The 22615-nt window shown below is 73.2% G+C and carries 19 protein-coding genes; 8 read left to right on the forward strand and 11 right to left on the reverse strand.

What is annotated here, in order from left to right:
* The first annotated feature begins 15 nt into the window (after window positions 1-15).
* The gene (locus M446_RS02665) at window positions 16-459 is read left to right on the forward strand and encodes a flagellar biosynthesis repressor FlbT (protein WP_043700753.1); all 444 of its coding nucleotides are present in this window, start codon (window positions 16-18) and stop codon (window positions 457-459) included.
* A 146-nt stretch (window positions 460-605) separates the two neighbouring features.
* On the opposite strand, the gene M446_RS02670 is transcribed toward M446_RS02665, so the two are convergent.
* The 8 genes from M446_RS02670 to M446_RS02705 are packed head-to-tail and all read right to left on the reverse strand — an operon-like array spanning window position 606 to window position 9014.
* On the reverse strand, window positions 606-1310 hold the full coding sequence (locus tag M446_RS02670) for an ABC transporter ATP-binding protein (RefSeq protein ID WP_012330524.1): 705 nt from the start codon (window positions 1308-1310) through the stop codon (window positions 606-608).
* Complete coding sequence (locus M446_RS02675) at window positions 1303-2085, reverse strand: ABC transporter ATP-binding protein (RefSeq protein WP_012330525.1); 783 nt, start codon at window positions 2083-2085, stop codon at window positions 1303-1305. Before M446_RS02675 ends, M446_RS02670 begins: the two co-directional genes overlap by 8 nt.
* Window positions 2073-3086 carry a branched-chain amino acid ABC transporter permease gene (locus M446_RS02680; protein WP_012330526.1) on the reverse strand — a complete coding sequence of 338 codons (1014 nt, stop codon included), beginning with the start codon at window positions 3084-3086 and terminating at the stop codon, window positions 2073-2075. Before M446_RS02680 ends, M446_RS02675 begins: the two co-directional genes overlap by 13 nt.
* A gap of 10 nt (window positions 3087-3096) precedes the next feature.
* Window positions 3097-3951, reverse strand: coding sequence for a branched-chain amino acid ABC transporter permease (locus M446_RS02685; RefSeq protein WP_050777538.1), 855 nt, complete (start codon window positions 3949-3951; stop codon window positions 3097-3099).
* Window positions 3952-4003: 52 nt separating this feature from the next.
* A complete protein-coding gene (locus tag M446_RS02690; RefSeq protein WP_012330528.1) occupies window positions 4004-5245 on the reverse strand; it encodes an ABC transporter substrate-binding protein in 1242 nt (413 codons plus the stop codon).
* A gap of 48 nt (window positions 5246-5293) precedes the next feature.
* The gene (locus M446_RS02695) at window positions 5294-7666 is read right to left on the reverse strand and encodes a xanthine dehydrogenase family protein molybdopterin-binding subunit (RefSeq protein WP_012330529.1); all 2373 of its coding nucleotides are present in this window, start codon (window positions 7664-7666) and stop codon (window positions 5294-5296) included.
* On the reverse strand, window positions 7663-8151 hold the full coding sequence (locus M446_RS02700; protein WP_012330530.1) for a (2Fe-2S)-binding protein: 489 nt from the start codon (window positions 8149-8151) through the stop codon (window positions 7663-7665). The genes M446_RS02695 and M446_RS02700 overlap by 4 nt, the downstream gene beginning before the upstream one ends.
* Window positions 8148-9014 carry an FAD binding domain-containing protein gene (locus tag M446_RS02705; RefSeq protein ID WP_012330531.1) on the reverse strand — a complete coding sequence of 289 codons (867 nt, stop codon included), beginning with the start codon at window positions 9012-9014 and terminating at the stop codon, window positions 8148-8150. Before M446_RS02705 ends, M446_RS02700 begins: the two co-directional genes overlap by 4 nt.
* A gap of 140 nt (window positions 9015-9154) precedes the next feature.
* Here M446_RS02705 and M446_RS02710 point away from each other — a divergent pair, with 140 nt between their 5' ends.
* Together M446_RS02710 and M446_RS02715 are read left to right on the forward strand one after the other, a co-directional pair.
* Complete coding sequence (locus M446_RS02710) at window positions 9155-9856, forward strand: TetR/AcrR family transcriptional regulator (protein WP_012330532.1); 702 nt, start codon at window positions 9155-9157, stop codon at window positions 9854-9856.
* A gap of 233 nt (window positions 9857-10089) precedes the next feature.
* Window positions 10090-10725, forward strand: a complete 636-nt coding sequence (locus M446_RS02715; RefSeq protein WP_012330533.1) for a hypothetical protein — start codon at window positions 10090-10092, stop codon at window positions 10723-10725.
* 18 nt (window positions 10726-10743) lie between these two features.
* On the opposite strand, the gene M446_RS02720 is transcribed toward M446_RS02715, so the two are convergent.
* Window positions 10744-12243, reverse strand: a complete 1500-nt coding sequence (locus tag M446_RS02720; RefSeq protein ID WP_012330534.1) for an amidase — start codon at window positions 12241-12243, stop codon at window positions 10744-10746.
* A 553-nt stretch (window positions 12244-12796) separates the two neighbouring features.
* Here M446_RS02720 and M446_RS02725 point away from each other — a divergent pair.
* The 4 genes from M446_RS02725 to M446_RS02740 all read left to right on the forward strand — a co-directional run bounded on the left by M446_RS02725 (window position 12797) and on the right by M446_RS02740 (window position 18227).
* Window positions 12797-14767 (forward strand): alpha/beta hydrolase domain-containing protein, encoded by a 1971-nt coding sequence (locus M446_RS02725; RefSeq protein ID WP_012330535.1) that lies wholly within the window; start codon window positions 12797-12799, stop codon window positions 14765-14767.
* A gap of 26 nt (window positions 14768-14793) precedes the next feature.
* On the forward strand, window positions 14794-15861 hold the full coding sequence (locus M446_RS02730) for an alpha/beta hydrolase (protein WP_012330536.1): 1068 nt from the start codon (window positions 14794-14796) through the stop codon (window positions 15859-15861).
* 47 nt (window positions 15862-15908) lie between these two features.
* Window positions 15909-17186, forward strand: a complete 1278-nt coding sequence (locus M446_RS02735) for an amidohydrolase family protein (protein ID WP_012330537.1) — start codon at window positions 15909-15911, stop codon at window positions 17184-17186.
* A 390-nt stretch (window positions 17187-17576) separates the two neighbouring features.
* Window positions 17577-18227: a class I SAM-dependent methyltransferase gene (locus M446_RS02740; RefSeq protein WP_012330538.1), complete on the forward strand. Its 651-nt coding sequence runs from the start codon at window positions 17577-17579 to the stop codon at window positions 18225-18227.
* A gap of 207 nt (window positions 18228-18434) precedes the next feature.
* Here the strand turns inward: M446_RS02740 and M446_RS02745 are convergent, their stop codons facing one another.
* Window positions 18435-20312 carry a TRAP transporter large permease subunit gene (locus M446_RS02745; RefSeq protein ID WP_012330539.1) on the reverse strand — a complete coding sequence of 626 codons (1878 nt, stop codon included), beginning with the start codon at window positions 20310-20312 and terminating at the stop codon, window positions 18435-18437.
* The gene (locus M446_RS02750; RefSeq protein ID WP_012330540.1) at window positions 20309-21343 is read right to left on the reverse strand and encodes a TRAP transporter substrate-binding protein; all 1035 of its coding nucleotides are present in this window, start codon (window positions 21341-21343) and stop codon (window positions 20309-20311) included. The genes M446_RS02745 and M446_RS02750 overlap by 4 nt, the downstream gene beginning before the upstream one ends.
* Before the next feature lie 260 nt (window positions 21344-21603).
* Between M446_RS02750 and M446_RS02755 the strand changes: the two genes are divergently transcribed.
* Complete coding sequence (locus tag M446_RS02755) at window positions 21604-22506, forward strand: LysR substrate-binding domain-containing protein (RefSeq protein ID WP_012330541.1); 903 nt, start codon at window positions 21604-21606, stop codon at window positions 22504-22506.
* Window positions 22507-22615: the final 109 nt, after the last annotated feature.

A 22615-nucleotide genomic window follows, 5' to 3' on the forward strand; every position in this document is an offset into this window, starting at 1 on the left:
CGATGGGGCTCGAACATGCCGCTCAGACTTAATTTGAAGCCATCGGAGACAATTTATATAAACGGCGCCATCATATCGAACGGCGACCGAGCAACTGATATTGTAATCCACAATCATTGCCGCCTCCTGCGCGAGAGCGAGATGATCACGGAGGCGCAAGCAACTACGCCGTGCAGTAAAATCGTACTCCTTTTGCAGAACGTGCACCTGGATGTGGACCCCGATCATGCGCTGGACGACCTCGCGCGGATCTCTGCCCAAATCCTCGCGCGCATGCCGGAGGCGGGGCCCTACGTCAGCAGGATCGAGAAGGCGATCGCGGAGGGGCAGACTTACCTCGCGCTGAAGCACGGCCGCGCGCTCGTCGCCCACGAGGCCGCGCAAGCGCCGGCGGCCCGCCCGGCCGGGGCGGCCGGTGCGCGGCGCGCCGCTCGGCCCGCGCCGCCGAGCGGCGCCTGAGCGCGCCCGCCGGGGAAGCGGATCGCGCAGCTCCCGCGCCGCGTTCGGGCATCACGCGCCGCATTTCGGCCATGCGGATGTCGGCTTCGCTCAGGCGCCGCGCGGGCGCGGGATCCGGGATCCGCTCCGATCAAGCGGATCCCGGATCACACGGCGCAGTAGCGGTCCTGGATCTCCGCATCCTCGCGCAGGGCCGCCGCGCTGCTCTCGTGCACCACCGCGCCCTGGTCGATGATCACGGCGCGATCCGCGAGATTGAGCGCCCACTCGACGTTCTGCTCCACGAGGAGGAGGGTCGTGCCGCCCGCGCGCAGGGACGCGAACAGGCGCCCCATCTCCTCGACGAGGACCGGCATGATCCCCTCCGACGGCTCGTCGAGGAGGATCAGCCTCGGCCGCGCGATCATGGCGCGGGCGATGGCGAGCATCTGCTGCTCGCCGCCCGACATGGTGACGGCGATCTGGTCGAGGCGCTCGGCGAGGCGCGGGAAGGTCTCGGCGATGGCCGCGATGGCGGGCCCCTCCGCGAGATTCCGCGGCGCCCGCAACAGGCCCAGGCGCAGGTTCTCGCGCACGGTCAGCCCCGGCACGATGCGGCGGTCCTCCGGCACGTAGGCGAGGCCGAGCGGGAAGCGGGCATGGGCCGGGCGCCCGAGCAGCTCCTCGCCGCGGAAGCGCACCGCGCCCGAGACCTTCGGCATCAGGCCCATCACGGCCCGCAGGGTCGTGGTCTTGCCCGCCCCGTTGCGGCCGATCAGCGCCAGGATCTCGCCCTCGCGGACCTCGAGGGAGAGGCCGTGCAGGACGTGGCTCGCGCCGTACCACGCGTGGAGGCCGCGGATCTCAAGCATGGCCGTAGCCGCCGCTCTGGCCGAGATAGACCCGGCGCACCTCCGCGTCGGACTGGATCTCGGCGGGGGTGCCGTCCGCGATCAGGCGCCCGTGATGGAGCACGAGGATCCGCTCGCTGAGGCCCAGGATCATCTTCATCTTGTGCTCGACGAGCAGGATCGTGCGCTCCTCGGAGAGGCGGCGCAGCAGCGCCACCATGGCCTTGGTCTCCTCGGGGCCCATCCCGGCGGTGGGCTCGTCGAGGAGGAGGAGCTTCGGGGCGGCGGCGAGGGCGACGCCGATCTCGAGCGCCCGCTGCTCCCCGTGCGAGAGGCTCGCGGCCGGCCGGTCGCGCCGGGCGGCGAGGCCGATCGCCTCCAGGAGCACGTCCGCCCGCTCGGCGAGGTCGCGCAGGGCGTCGCGGCGGGTCCAGAGGTCGTAGCGCGCCGCGAAGGCCTGCATGGCGGTGCGCAGGTTCTCGTGGGCGGTGAGGCGCGGGAACAGGCTGGTGATCTGGTAGGAGCGGGCGATGCCCAGATGCGCGAAGCGGTGCTGCGGCAGGCCCGCGATGGGGCGCCCGCCGAACAGGAGCGTGCCGCTCGTCGGCCTCAGGGCCCCCGAGAGCAGGTTGAAGAAGGTGCTCTTGCCCGCCCCGTTCGGGCCGATCACCGCGGTGATGCGCCCGGCCCGGAACTGCGCCGACACGCCGTCGAGGGCGACGAAATCCCCGAAGCGGCGCCCGAGGCCGCGCGCCTCCAGGAGGACCTCGCCCGCGCCCGTGCTCACCTGCGCCACGCGAGCCTCCCGAGCGCCAGGGCCGCGCCGCCGAGGCCGCGCGGCAGGAACAGCACGAACAGGATGAACACCACGCCCAGCGCGAGCTGCCAGTGGGAGGTCCACAGGCTCAGGCTGTCCTCCAGCACCAGCACCGCGAGCGCTCCCAGGAAGGGGCCGAAGAAGGTGCCGGCCCCTCCCACCAGCGTCATCACGACCGCCGTGCCCGAGAGCGGGTAGGCGAGGCTGTCGAGGGGCACGATCGAGAGGTGCAGCGCCGAGAGCGCCCCGGCGAGGCCGCAGAACAGGCCCGAGAGCACGAAGGCGAGGAGCTTCGTGCGCTCCACGTCGAAGCCGCAGGCGCGGGCGCGGGCCTCGTTCTCGCGGATCGCCTCGATCACGGCCCCGAACGGGGAGGCCAGGATGCGCGACATCGCGGCCAGGGCGGCGGCCACGCAGGCCAGCACGAAGGCGTACTTGGTCGCCGGGTCGAGGATGTCGAGGCCGACGGGCCCGAGGCCGATCCGGGCGACCGTGAAGCCGCGCAGCCCGTTCTCGCCCCCGGTCCAGCCGGAGGCCTGGAGGGCCGCGTAGTAGACGAGCTGGGCCAGGGCCAGCGTCACCATCGCGAAGTAGATGCCGCGGCTGCGGATCGAGAGGGCGCCGATGGCCAGCGCGAGCAGCCCGGCGAGGACGATCCCGAGCGCCATGGCGGCGAGCGGGTGCAGGCCGAAGGCGCCGATGGCGATCCCGGTGGCGTAGGCCCCCGTGCCGAAGAAGGCGGCGTGGCCGAAGGAGAGCAGGCCCGTATAGCCGTACAGGAGATTGTAGCCCGTCGCGTAGAGCCCGTAGATCAGCACGTTCACGGCGAGGGCCTGCGAGGGCAGGACCAGCGGCAGGAGCGCGAGCGCCGCGACCGAGGCCGGCGCCCGCCAGCGCGAGAGCGCGCCGGCGGCGAGCGGAGAGCGGCGGGAGGCGGCCTCGGGGAGGCCCGGCGCCGCGGCGGGATCGAGGGCGGTCACGCGGGTCTCCTCAGGTGCCGAGGCCGGGCTTGCCGAACAGCCCGTGCGGTCGCGCGAGCAGGACGAGCGCCATGAAGGCGAAGACCGCGATGTTGGCCATCTCGGGCGCCACCAGGGCCGTGAGGCTCACCACGATGCCGACGAGGAGCCCCGCCGCGACGGAGCCGAGCAGCGAGCCCATGCCGCCGATCACCGTCACGGCGAAGGCCTCGGACAGGACCGCACTGCCCATCTCCGGGTTCACGCTGCGCATCGGCGCCGCCAGGACGCCGCCGAGCGCCGCGAGCGCGATGCCGAGCCCGAACACCCACAGCCACAGCCGCTGGATGTCGACCCCGAGCACCCGCAGGATCTCGGGGTCGCGCGCCCCCGCCCGCACGATCAGCCCGAGCCGCGTCCGCTCGAGCGCCCACCAGAGCAGCAGGAGCACGAGGGCGACCACGCCGATCACGAAGAGCCGGTAGACGGGGAAGAGGCCGATGCCGAGATCGGCGACGCCGGAGAGCGCCTCGGGCGTCGCCACGGGCAGGCCGTCGCTGCCGAACAGGATCCGCACGCCTTCGACGAGCACGTAGCCGAGGCCGAAGGTCAGCAGCAGCGCGTCGTCCGGCGAGCGGCCGGCGAGCGGGCGGATCAGCAGCCGCTCGACCACGAGCCCGAGCGCCCCGACGAGGAGCGGGCCGAGGAGCAGCGCCAGCCAGAAGCTCCCCGTCCGCTCCAGCACGAAGACGCCCGCATAGGCGCCGATCATGAAGAAGTTGCCGTGCGCGAAATTCACGATGCCGAGCATGCCGAAGATGATCGACAGGCCGAGCGCCAGCATCACGAAGACGGCCCCGAGCGCCACTCCCGAGAAGAGCTGCATCGCGACGAGTTCGACGTCGAGGAATTCGAAGGTCACGCCGGGCTCCCGCTCCTCAGGCCCTGTGGCCGAGTTCCTCGCAGCTGCGCAGGGCGGCCTCGGACCCCGGCTCGATCGCCAGGATGGTGAAGAGGTCGGCCTCGCCCGCCATCTCGGACTTCTTCTTGGATTCGAGGACCAGGACCGACTGCACCGCCTGGTGGTCGCAGGCGCGGTAATGCTCCGGCCCCTTGGCGACGTCGTAGGTGAGCCCTTCGAGGGCGGTCACGACCGCCTCGGTGTCGGTGCCGCCGGCCTTCGTCACCGCCATCAGCAGCGCGCGCACGGCCGTGTAGGCGTAGGCGCCGTAATCGGTCGGGACGGCGCCGCCATGCGCGGCCCGGAAGGCGTCGTTGAAGGCCCTGGCGCTCGGCACCGTCTCCTCCAGGCGCCAGAAGTAGTTCGCGGCGCCGACGACGCCCTCGAAGGCGTCGGGCCCGGCCGCGAGGCGCTGGTTGTGCAGGAGCACCGGCACGACGAGGCGCGAGGCCCGCTTCATGCCGAAATCGTTCGCCTGCTTGATGGCGTTCGCCTGGTCGCGGCCGAAATTGCAGATGCAGAGGATGTCGGGCCTCATGGTCCGCAGCCGCGGCATGAAGGTCGAGTAGTCGGGCGCCCCGAAGGGATGCAGGATCTCGCCCGCGGTCTCGGCGCCGATCGCGGCCGCGGCGCGCTTGAAGCCGCGCAGCATCTCGTGGCCGTAGGCGTAGTCGGCGGCGAGGTAGGCGATCCGGCTGCCCTTGCGGAAGGCGTGCTTGGCGACCGCGGCGGTCGTCATGTGCGGGTTGAGCGCCTCGTGGAAGGTGGTGCGGCCGAAATCCTTGGCCTCGTTGATCGTGTCCGACTGGCTGATCGAGACGTAGAGCACCTTGCGCGAGCGGGTGATCTCGTTGACCGAGAGCTGCACCGCGCTCGACAGGGCGCCGACGATGAAGTGGGCCCTGTCCTTCTCGATCAGTTCGAGGGTGCGGGTGGCGGCCTCGCCGGGGTTGAGCTTGTCGTCGCGGACCAGGAGCTCGGCCATGCGGCCGCCGAGGCCGCCGGCCTCGTTGAACTGGCGCACGGCGAGTTCGGCGCTGCGGACCTGGTCCTTCGCCTCCGCCCCGAACGGGCCGGTGATCGGGACCGGGAAGCCGATGCGGATCGGCTCGGCGGCGCGGGCCGGCCGCCCGAGCCCGGCCAGCGCCCCGAGGGCGAGCCCGCCGCCGATCACCGCGCGGCGCGTCGGCGCCGCCCCGCCCGCCAGAAACCCGCCCATCGTCCCCTCCCCTGTCGGCCGGCGCGCCCCCGGCCCCGGCGCATCGGATCACACCGTCCCGAGGGCGCGCAGGATGCGCTCGGGCGTCATCGGCAGCTGCGCCAGCGCCGCCCCGAACGGCCTGAGCGCGTCGTTGACGGCGTTGAGCGCCGCCCCGGAGGCGGCGGCGGTCCCGGCCTCGCCGACGCCCTTGGCGCCGAGATCCGAATCCCGCGTCGGCGTCTCGACGTGGCGGATGACGATGTCGGGCATCTCGCAGGCCATCGGCACGAGGTAGTCGGCGAGGGAGCCGTTGAGCAGCTGGCCGCGCTCGTCGTAGCGGCACTCCTCGAAGAAGGCGGCGCCCAGCCCCTGCACCACCCCGCCGCGGATCTGCTCGTCCACGAGGAGCGGGTTGATGATGCGGCCGCAATCCTCGACGACCCAGTGGCGCAGGATCCGCACGAGGCCGGTCTCGGCGTCGACCTCGACCAGGCTGCCGTGGATGCCGTTGCTGAACGCGAAGGGATACCCGCGCGGCGCGTGGTGATGCGCCACGGTGAGGTCCGGCGCGATGCCGGGCGGCAGGAGGTCGGAGCGGAAGGCGACCAGGGTGGCGAGGTCGCCGAGGCTCATCCGGGCCGTGCCCTCGGGGCCCAGGATCTGCCCGTCGCGCAGGGCGAGGGCGTCGGGCGCGGCCTGCAGGATGGCGCCCGCGATCTCCAGCACGCGGCGCCTGAGCTTGCGGCTCGCCTGGAGCGCGGTCTCGCCGCCGATCCCCGCCCCGCGGCAGGCCCAGGTCGCCCCGCCCGAGGGCGTGACGTCGGTGTCGCCGGTGATCACCCGCACCGCCTCGCGGCGGATGCCGAGGCCCTCGGCGACGATCTGGCCCATGATCGCCTCGGTGCCCTGGCCCTGCTCGGTCACGCTGATCAGGCACTGCACCTCGCCCGAGGGCGTCAGCTTGAGGACGCAGCCGTCCTGCGCGGCGATGTGGGCGCCCCCGACCCCGTAGAAGGCGGGCGAGGGGTTGGTGATCTCCACGTAGGTCGCGAGCCCGATGCCGCGATGGACGCCCCGGGCGCGGAGCGCCGCCTGCTCGGCCCTCAGGGCCGGGTAGTCCATGAGCGCGTGGAGCTGCTCCAGGCAGGTCTCCAGGGACAGGCGCTCGAACCGGTACCCGCTCGCGGTGGTGTGCGGGTACATGTCCTGCGTCACGTAGTTGCGGCGGCGGATCTCGAACGGGTCGAGCCCGACCCGCTCCGCCGCGAGGTCGACGAGGCGCTCGGTCACCGCGCAGGCGATCGGGTGGCCGACCGCCCGGTACTGGCTCATCTGGGTCTTGGTCTGGGCCACGACCCGCAGGTCGGCCCGGTAATCGGCGATGCGGTAGGGCGCCCCGATCAGGCGCACGACCTGGTTGCCCTCGACGGCGCTGGTGCGCGGATAGGCCGAGAAGGGGCCGACGCCGGTCAGGTCCTCCACCTCGATCCCGCGCAGCGTCCCGTCCGGGGCGACGGCGAGGCGGGCGCGCACCCGGTGGTCGCGGGCGTGGATGTCGGACAGGAAGGACTCGATCCGGTCGGCGGCGAACTTCACCGGCCGCCCGGTCAGGAGGCTCGCGCCCACCACCGCCATGTCCTCGTGGTAGAGGTGGAGCTTCATCCCGAAGGAGCCGCCGACATCGGGCGCCACCACCCGCACGCGGGATTCCGCGAGGCCGAAATGGCGGGCGTAGAGGTCCTGGAACTGGTAGGGCGTCTGCGTCGACTGGTGGACGGTGAGGCGCTCCTCGCCGGGATCGTAATCGGCCAGGATCGTGCGGGGCTCCAGCGTCACCGCGGTGTGCCGGCCGAAGCGGAACTCGGCCTCGACCGTCTCGGCGCCCGCGAAGGCGGAATCGGGCGAGCCCGATTCGATCCGGGTGCGGAAGATCAGGTTGTCGCCGAGCGCCTCGTCGATGAGGGCTGCGCCCTGCGCGAGCGCCGCCTCCGGATCGACGACCGGGTCGAGCTCCTCGAACTCCGCCTCGATCGCCTCCAGGGCGTCCTCCGCCTCGGCGCGGGATTCCGCCAGCACCATCGCGACCGGCTGGCCGGCCCAGACCACCTTGCCCGTCGCGAGCGGGCGCTGGGGCGAGGATTTCATGCCGGCGAAATGGCCGAGCGTGCCGGTCCAGGGCGCGCAGATCCCCTCGAAATCGGCGCCGGTCAGCACCCGCCGCACCCCCGGCAGCGCCAGGGCGGCCTCGATGCGCAGGGCGAGGAGCCGCGCATGCGCGTAGGGGCTGCGCAGGAAGGCCGCGTGCAGCATGCGCGGCAGGACGATGTCGTCGGTGTAGCGCCCGCGCCCCTGCAGCAGGCGCTTGGCGCCGGGCCGCGGCAGGGCGGCGCCGATATAGCCGCCCGGCGCCCGGTGGGGGCTGTCGGAGGACGGGCTCACGCCTGCCTCCCCGCCCGCCGCGCCCGGGCGACCTCGGCGATCGCGTCCACGATCGCCTCGTAGCCGGTGCAGCGGCAGTAATTGCCCGAGAGCGCGTCGCGGATCGCCTCGCGGGAGGGCGCGCCGTCCTGTGCCAGGTAATCCTGCGCGGCGACCAGCATCCCGGGCGTGCAATAGCCGCATTGCAGGGCGTTCCGGGCGTGGAAGGCCGCCTGGAGGTCGGCGAGGGTCCCGGCCTCGGTGAGCCCCTCGACCGTCTCGACGGTGCCGCCGTCGGCCTGGACCGCGAGCGTCAGGCAGGCATGGACCGCCCGCCCGTCGAGGCGCACCAGGCAGGCGCCGCAGGCCCCCATCTCGCAGCCCAGATGGGTGCCGGTGAGGCCGAGATCCTGGCGCAGGAAATCCGCCAGCGACAGGCGCGGCTCGACGAAGCGGCGCACGGGCGCGCCGTTCACGGTCAACCGGATGGGCAGCGGCTCGGTCACGGGGCCTCCCCGGCGAGCGAGGCGAGCACGCGCCCGAGGAGCACCCGGGCGAGGTGCAGGCGCACGGCCCCGGAGAGGGACGCGTCGTCGGCCGGCGCGAGGTCGTCGCCGAGGGCGGCCTGCGCGGCGCGGATCGCCTCGCGGTCGAGCGGCCGGCCCGTCAGCGCCGCCTCGGCGCGCGGCGCGCGCATCGGCGTCGGCCCAACGGCGCAGAAGGCGAGCCGGATCGCCGCGACGCGCCCGGCCTCGCGCAGATCGGCGCTGGCGGCGAGGCCCGCGAGGGCGTAGTCGCCGCGCCGCCGCGCGAGTTCGTCGAAGCGGTGGCGCTGCCCCGGCGCCGGCGGGGGCACCCACACGGCCGCGAGGATCTCTCCGGGCGCGAGGGCGGTGTCGTAGAGGTCGCGGAAGAAGTCCTCGGCCGCGACCATCCGGGCGCCGCCCGCGCCCGCGATCTCCATCCGGGCGCCGAGGGCCAGCATGCAGGCCGGGAATTCCGAGGCCGGATCGGCGAGGGCGAGGTTGCCGCCCAGCGTGCCCTGGTTGCGGATCGCCGGATGGGCGACGTGGGCGGCCGCCTCCGCGAGGAGCGGCGCCCGCGCGGCGACGAGCGGGTCGCGCAGGATCTCCGCGTGGCGGGTGAGCGCGCCGAGGCGCAGGCCCCCCGGGCCGTCCGCGATGCCGCGCAACGCCGCGATCCGGCCGATATCGATCAGGAGGTCGGGCGCGTCGAGGCGCAGCTTCAGGGCCGGCAGCAGGCTCTGGCCGCCCGTCAGGTAGCGCGCCTCTCCCTCGCAGGCCGCGAAGGCCGCGAGCGCCTCCTGCAGGCTCTCGACGCGGCGATAGGCGAAGGCGCGTGCCTTCACGGGCGTCCTCCGGGGCTGCGGTCCGTTTCGACCACTTGGTCACAACGCTACGCGCCGAGCCGACGGGCCGTCAAGAGAATTGACCAAGCGCTCACAACGGGGGCAGGGTCGGGCGGTGACGGGGGAGGAGCGGGCCGGCCGTGAGCGAGGGCGTCGTGACGGGTCCGCCGGCCCGGCGGCGGCGGCACCTGCCCGCCGCCGAGCGGGAGCGGATGATCATCGAGGGCGCGACGCGGTTCTTCGCCGCGCGCGGCTTCGAGGGGCAGACGCGCGACCTCGCCCGGGGGCTCGGCATCACCCACTCGGCGATCTTCCGCTACTTCCCGACCAAGGAGGCCCTGATCGACCGCGTCTACGAGCACGTCTACGTCAGCCGCTGGAACCCCGACTGGGCCGGGCTGATCCAGGACCGCTCGCAGCCCCTGGAGGCGCGGCTGGTGCGGTTCTACCGCGAATACGCGGAGCGGATCTTCGACTACGACTGGGTGCGGATCTTCATCCATTCGGGGCTGAAGGGCACCGACATCACCCCGCGCTACCTCACGGTGGTGCGCGACAAGCTGATCCGGCCGGTCTGCGCGGAGCTGCGGGCGAGCTTCGGCCTGCCCGATCCGGACGAGGTCCCGCTCGCCGAGCGTGAGGAGGAGGCCGTCTGGGCGCTGCACGGCAAGGTGTTCTACCTCGCGATCCGCCGCTTCATCTACGGCTGGCCGGTCCCGGACGACGTGGCGCCGATCATCGCCGACGACGTCCGCATCTTCCTGCGCGGCGCCCCGGCGGTGATCGCGGAGTGCTGCCGCCCGGCGGGGGGCGCCGGGGAGGCCGCGCGGGACGATGCCTGAGGCGGGCCGCGGCCGCGGGCCGTGCGCACGATCACGCGACGGGCCAAGCCGATGACCCCACGCCCCACCCCCGCCCGCGCGACGGGCCTCGCCGTGCTCCTCGCCGCCTTCGCCGCGCGATGCGGCGCCCCTCGCCCGGGCGGCTTCCGTCCCGGTCGGCACGACGATAGGCTGGCGATCATGAGCCGTCCGCACGCCCTGACGCCGTCATCCCGTGACCGGGGTCGGGTCGGATGAGTGAGGCGGATTCGCGGGCCGCCCGGCAGGCGCGCGCCTACAAGGTCACGATCTGGTCGATCGCCGGGGGCACGTTCCTGTTCGCGCTGGCGCAAGCCGGCTGGGCCGTCTCGCTCGGATCGGCGCAGTTCCTGAAGGACGCCGTCGACTGGATCTACACCGTCCTGCTCTACGGCATCGCGGCCGTGGTGTTCGGGCGCGGCGCCGCCGTCGAACGCCTGTCGGCCCTCGCGATCGCCGCCATCCTGGCCGTCGCGGGGCTGCACACGCTCTACGACCTGTCGCAGAAGATCGCCGACCCCCGGCCGATCGATCCCGGGCTGCTGGGCTTCTCGGCGGCCAGCGCGATCGCGATCGGGTCGCTCACGGCGGGTGCGCTGGCCCGGTTCCGGCACGATCCGAACCCGCTGATCACGGCCACGTGGCTGAGCGCCCGCAACGACGCGGTGACGACGACCGTCTCGGCGGGGGTGACGCTGGCGCTGCGGCTCGCGCCCGTGCGGTGGCCCGAATACGCGCTGGACGTCCTCGACGCGGGCCTCGCCTTCCAGGCCGCTTGCGTGACGGCGCGCAGCGCAGCCGCGAGCGCCTCCGCCGGGGAATCCGGCCCTCCCTCGGCGCCCGCCCGGTGAGCGCGGCGCGCGGCCTCCCTACGCGGAGGCGGCGCCGAGCGGGGGCAGGCGATGGCTCCAGGGATGGGCCTGCTCCAGCTCGGCCGCCAGCGCCAGGAGCGTCGCCTCCTCGCCGACGCGGCCGACGGCCTGGACGCCGACCGGAAGGCCGTCGGGCGTCCAGTGCAGCGGCAGGCTCGCCGCCGGCTGACCGGTCATGTTCCAGACCGGCGTGAACGGGATGAAGCGGAAGGCGCGCTCGGCCGCCTGGCGCAGGAGGGGCCCGTAGCGCAGGTAGCGGCCGACCCCGAGGCGGGCCGCCAGCGCCTCCAGGACGGCGTCGAGGCCCCTCGACCGCAGGTCGCCGTGCCTCACCGGCGGGCTGGCCAGGGTGGGCGTCAGCAGCACGTCGCAGCTGTCGAAGAAGCTGGCGATCCGGCGGCTGGTCCGGTGCAGCCGCTCCAGGGCGAGGGAGAGTTCGGCCGCCGAGAAGCCGTGTCCGAGCGCGCGGCAGAGCCAGGTGCTCTCCTCGACCTCGGCGCGCCGGGCCCGGTGCCCGGTCGTCTCCTCCGCGAAGGTGAATTCCTGCGCCACGGCGGCGAGGAAGACGGTCAGGAACCAGTCGAAATACGCGTCCGGGATCCGGGGGGCCGCCTCCACGACCGCGTGGCCGAGCGCGGCGCAGAGTCCGGCCGCGTCCTCGACGGCCTGCCGGCATTCCGGATCGACGGGCGCCCCGTTGGGCGCCTGCGAGGACCAGGCGATCCGCAACCGCTCCGGGGGGCGCGCGGCGGCGGCGGCGAAGGACTGGCCGGGCCGCGCGAGCGCGCAGGGCGCGCCCGGATCGGGGCCCGCCACGGCGTCGAGCAGCCGTGCGCTGTCGCGGACGCTGCGGGTGAGCACGTGCCCGACCGCCGCGCCGTGCCAGCCCTCGCCCAGATAGGGGCCGTTCGGGGTTCGCCCGCGGCTGGGCTTGAGCCCGAACAGCCCGCAGCAGGAGGCGGGGATCCGGATCGACCCGCCCCCGTCCGTCGCGTGGGCCATGGGCACGCTGCGGGCCGCCACGTGGGCGGCCGATCCGCCGGAGGAGCCGCCGGCGGTGCGGTCGAGGGCCCACGGATTGCGGGCGGGCCCGAGGTGGCGCGGCTCGGTCACGGGCGTCAGGGAGAGTTCCGGCACCTTCGTGCTGCCGAGGATGATCAGCCCCGCGGCCCTGAAGCGCCGCACCATCTCGCTGTCCCGCGGCGGCACCCATCCGCGCCAGATGCGGCTGCCGTTGTGGTAGGGCAGGCCCGCCGCCACGTGCATGTTGTCCTTGAGGAGGAACGGCACGCCCGCGAAGGGGCCGCCGACGGGCTCCCGGGCCGCCCGGCGGGCCTGGTCGAGCGCCCACTCGGTCATGCCGGCGAGGTGGGGCTCGACCTGCTCCAGCCGCGCGATCGCGGCCTCGACGAGTTCGGCCGGACCGACCTGCCGCCGCCGCACCAGGTCGGCGAGCGCCGTGGCGTCGAGACCGGGATAATCCTCGCCGAGGCTCATGGGCCGCCCCCGGTCCCGGCTCCGCGACGGGCTCGGTCCTGTCCGGATCCGCGCGGGTGCGGAGAGGCCCGCGCCGTCCCCGGAGAGGATGGGCTGCGCTCCCCGCCGTCAAGGGGCGGCGCGGAGCTTCGCCGCCCGTCGTGGCGCGCGGATCCGGGTCGGGGACCGGTGAGGACCGCCCGGACCCTGGACCGCGGGGCCCCGGTGCCCCGCGAGCCGTCGCGCCCTCGCCAGGAGCGCGCCGCGACGCGCGGATGAGCCGCGGCGCGGCACCCGTCCAAGATCCGTCGCGAGCACCGTCTCTCGATGCAGGGGTCCGACCCGGATCATTTGTTCGCTGATTGGCCGCCCCTTGTTGGCTGCGCGCGGGCGGTTCCGGCGGCGCGGCCGAACGCTCTGTTCACGATTGTCTTGCGGCGCCGCATCGCGCGCCGTCGATCCTGATCGTCCCTTGCATCGCGAAATGAACCTCGTGGATCTCGACGGGCGAGAGACCGCGTGTAAGATCCGGATCAACAGCGCAGCTTGACGCTGGTCGGGTGAGGAAACTGAAATGTGGAAGGTCGCGACCGCATTGCTGGGTGCGTTCGTCTGTGGACATTGGGCTCAACCGGCCCAGGCCCGGATCACCGCGATCGAGGTCAGGACGGTCGAGCCCTTCGCGGAGGGGCAGAGCTTCGGCGAGAGCGGCCCTTACGAGCGCGTCATCGGCACGGCGCGCGGCGAGCTGGATCCGGCCGATCCGCGCAATGCCGGGATCGCCGACATCGCCCTGGCGCCCCGCAACGCGCGCGGCCTCGTGGAGTATCGGACCGACTTCTTCATGCTGCGGCCGAGCGATCCGGCCCGCGGCAGCGGCACGCTCCTGTACGAGGTCGTCAACCGCGGCAGGAAGTTCCTGTTCAACTGGGTGCTCGACGCGCCGCCCCAGGGCGCCCAGGCGGTCAACGATCCCCGCACGCTGCAGGATGCGGGCACGGCGCTCGTCCTGCGGCGCGGCGACACCATCGTGTGGTCGGGATGGGAGGCCGATGCCCTGCGCCAGCAGGGCGGGATGGCGATCGACGTCCCGGTCGCGACCCGCGGCGGCAAGCCCATCGTCGAGACGGTCCGCGACGAACTCGTGAGCGCCACCCGCGGCCCGCCCGAGGCGCCGTTCCTCCTCACCTTCAAGGCGGCCTCCCTCGACAGGGCCGGAGCGAGCCTGACGGTGCGCCGCCGCGAGGCGGACGCGCCGCGCCCGGTCCCGGAGAGCGCCTGGACCCTGGCCTCGGCCGGCGAGCTGCGGCTCCTGCCCGAGGGGCTGAAGCCCGAGCCCGGGACCCTCTATGAGTTCACCTACCGGGCCATCAACCCGAAGGTGCTCGGCCTCGGCTTCGCCGCCACCCGGGACGTGGTGGCCTTCCTGCGCGGGCCGCAGGCCGCGCCCGCCAACCCGGCGGGCGGCGCGGTCAAGCACGCCGTCGCGCTCGGGATCTCGCAGAGCGGGCGCTTCCTGCGCGACTTCATCCGGCAGGGCTTCAACCAGGACGAGGAGGGGCGGCGCGTCTTCGACGGCATGCTCCTGCACATCTCCGGCGTCGGCGGCGTCTTCCTGAACGCCCGCTTCGGCCAGCCCTCGCGCACCAACACCCAGCACGAGGACCATCTCTACCCCGAGAACACGTTCCCGTTCTCGGCCGCCGCGATGCGCGACCCGGTCACCGGCCTGTCCGGCGCGCTGCTGCGCGGAGACGGCTTCGACCCGCTGCTGATGGAGGTGAACACCTCCACCGAGTACTGGCAGAAGGGCGCCTCCCTCCTCACCACGGACCCGCTCGGGCGGGCCGATGCGGCGCTGCCCGCGACGGCGCGGGCCTACCTCGTGTCCAGCGGCTTCCACTACGGGCGGGCCGGCCTGACCTCGACCCGGGGGCCCTGCGCGCTGCCTCGCAGCACGCTCAACCCCGCCCCGGCCCTGCGGGCGCTGCTCGTGGCCCTGGAGGAGTGGGTGACGACGGGCGCCGCGCCTCCGGAGAGCCGGGTGCCGCGCCTCTCCGACGGCACCCTGGTGCCCGCCGAGGATGCCGGCTTCCCCTACATCCCGGGCATGCGCGTGCCGGAGGCGCCGAACGCCATCGCGCGGTTCTCGACCTACGTCGATCCGCGCCCGGAGAGCGGCCCGCAATACCGGCCCCTCGTCCCGAAGACCGACGCGGACGGGCACGACGTGGCCGGCATCCGCCTGCCGGAGGTCGCCGCGCCGCGCGCCACCTTCACGGGCTGGAACCTCTACGCGGAGCCCTTCCCGGGCGGGGAATTGTGCGACCGGGAGGGCAGCCGGATCCTCCTCGCGCGCAGCCGCGCCGAGCGGCAGGCGTCCGGCGATCCCCGCCCCTCCCTGGAGGAGCGCTACGCCGAGGCCGGAGCCTATCTCGACCGGGTGAGGCGGGCGGCGGACGCCCTCGTCGCCGAGCGGCTCCTCCTGCGGGAGGATGCCGAGCGCCTCGTCGAGGCGGCCCGCGCGGCGGACGGCCAACCCTGATCGGAGCCGACAGCAGGAGATCCCCCATGACCGTCCGTTCGCGTCGCTTCCCCCGCCCGGGCGGCCTCCTCGCGGGGGCCCTCGCGGGCGCCCTCGCGGCCGGCGCCGCCGCCCAGGAGCCGCCCCCCCTCCAGGTCCCGGCCAAGTCCGTGCCGGTGCCCGCCGACGTCAGCCCGCAGCTGGCGAAGATCATCGGGGCGCCGCTGCGCACCAACTGGAACATCCATCCGCGGACCGGCGAGGAGTGGAAGCCGGTGGCCGAGGCGGGCGCGGCCGCGCTCGGCAAGCTCGTGCCCGGCATGCTCGAACGCCTGCACGTGAAGGTCGAGCGCACCACCATCGACGGGGTGCGCGCCTTCATCCTGACGCCCGAGACGATCCCGCCGGAGAATCGCGACCGCCTGCTCGTGCACGTCCATGGCGGCTGCTACGTGCTCAACCCCGGCGAGGCGGGCCTGCCGGAGGCGATCTTCATGGCCGGCTTCGGCCGCTTCAAGGTGATCTCGGTCGATTACCGCATGCCGCCCGAGGCCTACTACCCGGCCGCGCACGACGACGCCATGACCGTCTGGCGGGCGGCGACCCGGATGGCCGACCCGAGGAAGATGGGGATCTTCGGCACCTCGGCGGGCGGCGCGCTCACCCTGGCGATGGTGCTGCGCGCCAAGCAGGAGGGCGTGCCCCTGCCGGCCGCGATCGCCCCCGGCACCCCGATGTCGGACACCACGAAGGTCGGCGACAGCTTCGTCACCAACGCCATGCTCGACAACGTGCTGGTCTCGCCCGACGGCTTCTGCGACGACGGCGCCAAGGTCTACGCCGCCGGGCACGACCTCAAGGACCCGATGCTCTCCCCGGTCTACGGGGACATGCACGGCTTCCCGCCGACCATCCTGACCACCGGCACGCGCGACCTCCTGCTCTCGAACACGGTCCGGGTGCACCGGAAGCTCAGGGATGCGGGCGTCGAGGCGTATCTCCAGGTCGGCGAGGGCCAGTCGCACGCCCACTACATCCGCGACGACACCGCCCCGGAGACCCGCAAGGTCTTCGAGGAGATCGCGTGGTTCTTCGACAGGCACCTGGGCAAGTAGCGATCGGAAGACGTGACGCCGGCTGGGCGGCACGCAGGGAGGGCACCATGAGCGACGTGACACGTCGGACCTGGCTCGGCGGCCTGTCCGCCGCCGGCATCCTGGCGGCGGCGGGGGCGAGGGGCGCGATCGGGCCCAACGACAAGTTCGACCTCGTGATCAAGGGCGGCGAGGTCGTCGATCCGAGCCAGTCCCTGCGCGCCAAGCGCGACGTCGGCATCCGCTTCGGCGTGATCGAGGCGCTCGACCCCGAGATCCCGGCCGCGCGCGCGCAGCGCGTGCTCGACGCCTCGGGCAAGCTCGTCCTGCCGGGACTGGTCGATCTCCACGCCCACACCTACCCGTACGGGTCGGCCATCGGCATCCCGGCGGACGAGACCGTGCCGTTCTCCGGGGTGACCACGGTGGTCTCGGCCGGCGACGCGGGCGCCAACAACCTCGCGGCCCTGCGCCGGCACATCGCCGCCCAGACCCGCACGCGGATGTTCGCCTTCGTGCACATCGCCAACAATGGCCTCTCGGCCTTTCCGGTCGCCGAACTCTACAACATCGACAATGCCCAGGTGGAGGCCTGCGCCCTGGCCCTGGCGGAGAACCCGGACTTCGTCATCGGCGTGAAGGTGCGGATGTCCGAGAACGTCATCTTCAAGCACGGTGCCGAGCCGCTGCGGCGGGCCATTCAGGCCTGCGAGATGTCCGGGCGCCCCGCCAAGATCATGGTCCATATCGGCGGCGTCGAGACCGCCGCGCTCATGAGCCAGATCCTGGACCTGCTGCGGCCCGGCGACATCCTCACGCATTGCTATTCGGGGGCGCCGAACCTCGCCGGCCAGTTCACGAACATCGTGCAGGACGGGAAGCTGCTGCCCGCCGCCCTGGAGGCGAAGCGGCGCGGCGTGATCTTCGACATCGGCCACGGCGGCGGCAGCTTCGACTTCACGGTGGCCGAGGCCGCGATCGCCCAGGGGGCGCCGCCGGACACGATCTCGTCCGACCTGCACGTGGTCTCGGGCAACACGCCGGGCATGCCGTTCCTGCCCTGGGTGATGAGCAAGTTCCTGCCGCTCGGCTTCAGCCCGGAGCAGGTCGTCGCGATGGCGACCTCCGCCCCCGCCCGGGTGATCGATCGCGGCCCCAAGCTCGGCACCCTCCAGGTCGGCGCGCCCGGCGACGTGTCGGTGATGGAGTGGGTGGAGGGGCCCGTGACGTTCGTCGACACCCGCGGCAACACCCGCGGCGGGACCGCCTTCCTCAAGCCGGTGCAGACGGTGAACACCGGCGTGGTGTTCGGGCGACCGTTCCAGGCGCCCTTCGCCGTGCGCTAGCGCGGAACGCCCGCGCGCGGGACGACCGGGTGTGGGGAGGGGTGGGCCATCGCCCTGTGGACGCTCCACCCCTCGCGGCGGCTCAGCGCCCGCGTCTGCCCACTCCTCGACTACCTGAAGGGGACTTCCCCACCGGGGCGCCGGACGAACCGACCGCCTCCGCGGGTGGGCCGCGGCGCGCTCACCCTCGATCCCGCGCGGATCGGGGGCGGCCTGCCGGCAGGGCGGGAGAACGCGGCGCTGCGCGGGCCAGCCGCCCCGCCACCGCCGCCCCTCCCGGCCTCGGGGCGGATCATCGGCATTCGGCGCGATCCGTGCTATGTCCGACGGACGTCCCTCGCATGCCCCGACACGACCATCGGGCGCGGCCACGCGCGGCAGGAGGAACGGATGGGCTTCTACGAGCGGCATGTCGGTCCCCGCCTCGTGCGGTGTGCGTGCGCGATGGCCAATGTGAGTGCCGAGCGCGAGAAGATCGTGCCGCGTGCCGCCGGCACGGTGCTGGAGGTCGGGTTCGGCCCGGGCCTGAACCTTCCCTTCTACGACCCTGCGCGTGTCTCGCGCGTGATCGGCGTCGATCCGAACGAGGCGTTCCTGAAGCTCGGCGCGGCGCGGCGGCGGGCGGCCAAGATCCCGGTCGAGATCCGGACCGCGCCGGCGGAGAGCCTGCCGCTGGAGGACGCTTGCGTTGACACGGCCGTGATCACCTACACGCTCTGTTCCGTGCATGATCCGATGAGGAGCCTGTCGGAAGTGCGCCGCGTCCTCCGTCCCGGCGGCCGAGCCCTGTTCCTGGAGCACGGGCTGTCGCGCGACCCGAAGGTCGCCCGCTGGCAGTCCAGGCTGAACCCGCTCTGGCGAGCGGTGGCGGTCGGCTGCAATCTCATCCGGCCGGTGGCCGCCTCGTTCCGAGCGGCCGGCTTCGCGCTGACCGAACTGGAGGAGTACTACCTGCCGGGGACGCCCAAGCCGCTGAGCTATTTCAGCCGCGGCGTCGCTCACGCCGTCCAGGGCGGGCCCGCTTCCGGCGGGGGGCCGTGACCGGCCGGAGCTGAGCCGCGCCGGAACGGTGCGGGCACCGGGGCGGCCCGGCCGAAAGCCCGCTCCCCCCGTCACCGCCCAACCGCGGCGGAGCGCGTCCGCCCCCGCCCGGTCGTCGGGGCGGATCCGGCCCGGACAGGTCCGCGGCCCCGTTCCAGTCCCGGCATTCCGGCGGGGTGGTCGCGCCCGGCAAGGGCGCGCCAGCCCTCAGAGGAACCCGGTCGAGAACCAGGGCACGAAGGTGAGCACGAGCAGGCCGAGGAACAGGGCCCCGAGATAGATCCAGATCCGGCGCATCCCGGATTCCGGCGAGACCTGCCCGATGATGCAGGCCGCGTAGTAGCAGAGGCCGAAGGGCGGCGCGAACAGCCCCAGGCCCATGGCGAGGATGACCACCATGGCGTAGTGCACCTCGTGGATCCCGAACTGGTGCGCGATCGGGAAGAGGAGCGGCCCGAACAGCACGATGGCCGGGATGCCCTCCAGCAGGCTTCCGAGCACCATGAAGGCCACGACCGAGATCAGCAGGAAGCCGACCTGCCCGCCGGGGACCGCGGCCATCGCCCGGGCGAGGTCGTGCGAGAAGCCCGATTGCGTGAGCGCCCAGGCCATCGCGCTCGCCGCCCCGACGATGAACAGGATCGCGCCCGAGAGCGAGGCCGTGCGGGCCAGCATCGGCAGCACCGCCCGCCAGCGCAGGCCGCCCCGGTAGACGAGGAGGCCGAGCACCAGCGAGTAGGCGATGCCGATGGTCGAGACCTCGGTGGCCGTCGCGATCCCCTCCACCACGGCGGTGCGGATCAGGAACGGCAGCAGGAGGGCCGGCAGCGCCGCCAGCAGGGTGCGGCCCACCACCGAGGCGGGCGCGCGCGCCACCCGGACCGCGTCCTCCTCCCGGCCCGCCCGGTAGCGGGCGACGGCCGCCAGCACGAGGGCGAGGACCAGGGCGGGCAGGATGCCGGCCGTGAACAGGGCGGCGATCGACACGCCGGTGACCGAGGCGATGGCGATGAGCACGATCGAGGGCGGGATCGTCTCGCTCATCGCGCCGGAGGCCGCGAGCAGCGAGAGCAGCTCGCCGTCCTTCATGCCGCGCCGGCGCATCTCGGGAAACAGCACCGGGGCGACCGCCGCCATGTCGGCCGTCTTCGAGCCGGAGATGCCGGAGACGAGCAGCATCGCGCCGAGGAGCACGTAGGACATGCCCGCCCGCACGTGGCCGAGCAGCGAGGCCAGGAAGGCCACCATCACCCGCGCCATCCCGGTCGCCTCGACGAGCTGCCCGAGCAGCACGAAGAGCGGGATGGCGAGCAGGATCAGGCCGCTCATGCCCTCGTCCATCCGCCCGACCACGATGGTGAGCGGCGTCGAGGTGACGGTCAGCAGGTAGGCCGAGGTCGCGAGCGCGAACGAGAACGCGATCGGCACGCCCGCCAGGATGCCGAGGCCGAGGAGCCCGATGAAGAACACCACGAGGGCCCAGTTGCCGAGATCCGTCAGGAGCGGGGCGCCGAGGGCGAGGAGCCCGGCCAGCCCCGCGAGGACGAGCCCGACCCCGAGGAGGTCGGCGATCCCGTGGCGGGCGAGGCGCAGCGAGCAGCCGAGCAGCGCGGCCACGAAGCCGACCGGCACCGCGAGCGCCCGCACCGTCCCGGGCCAGCCGAGGGCCGGCGTCTCCACGAAGGACTGGTCCTCCGTGTAGTCGGAGGCGGCGCGGAGCAGGAGGACCAGGAAGACGAAGACCGTCCCGACCGCCAGCGCCTCGCACCAGGCCTGCGCCCGCGGCGGGAGCTTGCCGACCACGAAGGTGAGCCGCATGTGCTCGCCGCGCTGGATCGCCACGACGCTGCCCAGCATGGCGAGCCAGAGGAACAGGATCGAGGCGAGTTCGTCGCTCCAGATGATCGGGTGCCCGAGCGCCCGCGCGACGATGCCGGCGAACAGGATCGCCACCTCGGCGGCCACCAGGAGGGCGGCCGGTCCCTCGACGGCCGCGCGCAGGACGCGGTCGGCGAGGGAGAGCCAGTCGGAATGGGGGACGGGGAGCGCGTCGGCGCGGCCCGGCATGTCGGCCGCCGCGCTCATGCGAGCGCCCCCGTCACGGATTCGAGCGCCTTCCAGGCCTCGGGGCCGAACTTCTCCTTCCAGTCGCGGTAGAAGCCGGCCTGGGTGAGGCTGCGGCGGAACGCGTCCTTGTCGGCGGCCTCGAAGACCAGGCCCTTGGCGACGAGCTGGGTCTTGAGCGTGCCGTTCAGCCGCGCCACGTCCTCGCGCTGCTCCTGCGCGGCCCGGTCGAGCTCGCGCCGCACGATCTCCTGCAGCGGCTCCGGCAGCCGGCCGAAGGCCCGCCGGTTCGCCACGATCCAGAACGGGTCCCAGATGTGGTTGGTCTCGGAGACGTATTTCTGGACCTCGTAGAGCTTGCCGGCGTCGATCGCCACCAGCCCGTTCTCCTGACCGTCGACGAGCCGGGTCTGCAGCGCGGTGTAGAGCTCGTTGAAGTTGATCGAGGTCGGGCTCGCCCCGAGCGCCGAGAACAGCGAGGTGAAGATCGGCGAGACCGGCACGCGGATGCGGTAGCCCTTGAGGTCGTCGGGCGTCCTGATCGGCTTCGAGGCCGAGGTGATCTGCCGGAAGCTGTTGTCCGCGGCCTTGGCGGCGACGAGGAGACCGGCCTTCTCGATCTGGGTGCGGACGTACTGGCCGATCGGACCGTCCGCCCCGCGCCACGCCTGGTCGTAATCCGCGAAGGCGAAGCCCACGTTGGTGATCGCCGCCCCCGCCGCGACGGTCGAGATCACCGAGCCGGCGATGTTGAGGAACTCGATCCCGCCCGAGCGCACCTGCGTGATCAGGTCGGTGTCGGAGCCGAGCTGGCTCGCGGGGAAGAACTTCAGTTCCAGGCGCCCGCCGGAGGCCTCGCGGATCCGCTGCGTCGCCTGGTCGAGGCGGGCGTTGATCGGCTGGGTGAGGGATTGGCCGGTCGCGAGCTTGTAGGTGAACTCGGCCGCGCGCGCCGGCCGGGTGCGGATCGCGACCAGCGGGACGGCGGCGGCCGCGGTCAGCAGGCTGCGGCGCGAGAGGCCGCCCTTCGGCTTGGAATCCGTCTCGGTCATGGTGTTTCCTCCAGCGCGCCGTCATCCGCTCGGTCGCGGTGCGGCATCGTTTCTGTCTGGGTTGCGCCGCGGGTCGGGCGGTGCGGGATCGGGGGGCGGGGCGCCCCGGGCGCGCGTCCCGCGCTCCTCCTCCCTGTCGCTCCTGTCGGCGCCCCGCTCCGGGGCGGCTCTTCTGGTGTCCTGCCCGACACTAGGAAGGGCGTTCATGTAGGACAATCCAGATTGTTTGCGCGTTCATGTAGCGCGGCTAAACTGTCGGCATGCCGGTTCCGCTTCGCGCCATTACGGTCTTCCACGCGGTCGCCCGCTCCGGGAGCATCACCCGGGCGGCGGAGGAGCTCGGGGTGACGCCCTCCGCGGTGAGCCAGCAGATCCAGACCCTGGAGGTCGGCCTCGGCACGGCGCTGATCGGCAAGGCGGGCCGCAACGTCGTCCTGACCGAGGCGGGCGAGCGCTACTTCGAGATGATCGGCGGCGAGATCGACCGGATCATGGAGGCGACGCAGCGCATCCAGGGATTCCGGTCGGTCACCACCCTCACGGTGCGGGCGACGCCGAGCCTCTCGACGAAGTGGCTGCTGCCGCGGCTCGCCCGCTTCCTCGACGCGCATCCCGACCTCGAACTGCGCCTCGACGGGACCAACGAGCCGACCGCCTTCCAGAAGGAGAGCGTGGACATCGAGATCCGCCACGGCACCGGGGGCTGGCCCGGCCTCTACGCGGAGGGGCTGGTAGAGGAGTGCTTCCGGCCCGTCTGCGCGCCCGCCCTCGCCGCACCCGGCAGCCTCGCGCCCGGGGAGCTTCACCGGCACCGGCTCATCCACTCGGTGAAGTCGCAGATGCAGTGGGCGCACTGGTTCAAGCTCGCCGGCACCGCCCCGGCGGCGCGCTGGCGCCGGCTGCTCTTCGACCGCACCCACATGGCGATCGACGCCGCGGCGGGCGGGCTCGGCATCGCGCTCGAGAGCGACCTGATGCTGTGGGACGACCTGCGATCGGGGCGCCTCGCCTGCCCGGTGCGCGACCCGCCGCGCACCGCCCTGGTGACGCAGTGGGTCACCTGCCCGCCCGATCACCTGCGCCTGCGCAAGGTCCAGGCCTTCCTCGACTGGATCCGCCGGGAGCGGGACGAGTGGGCGCGGGCGCGGGCGGAGACTCTTTAGCCGGGCTTCACGGTGGGCTCGGAAATCTGGATTGTCCTACACGAAGCGCGCTTCTAAGCATCATTCGCCGAAGTGGTCACCGGTTCGGCGGCGAAAATGATGCAAGAAC

Origin of the sequence: Methylobacterium sp. 4-46, from assembly GCF_000019365.1 — a bacterium.
In the GTDB taxonomy this organism is placed as follows: Bacteria; Pseudomonadota; Alphaproteobacteria; order Rhizobiales; family Beijerinckiaceae; genus Methylobacterium.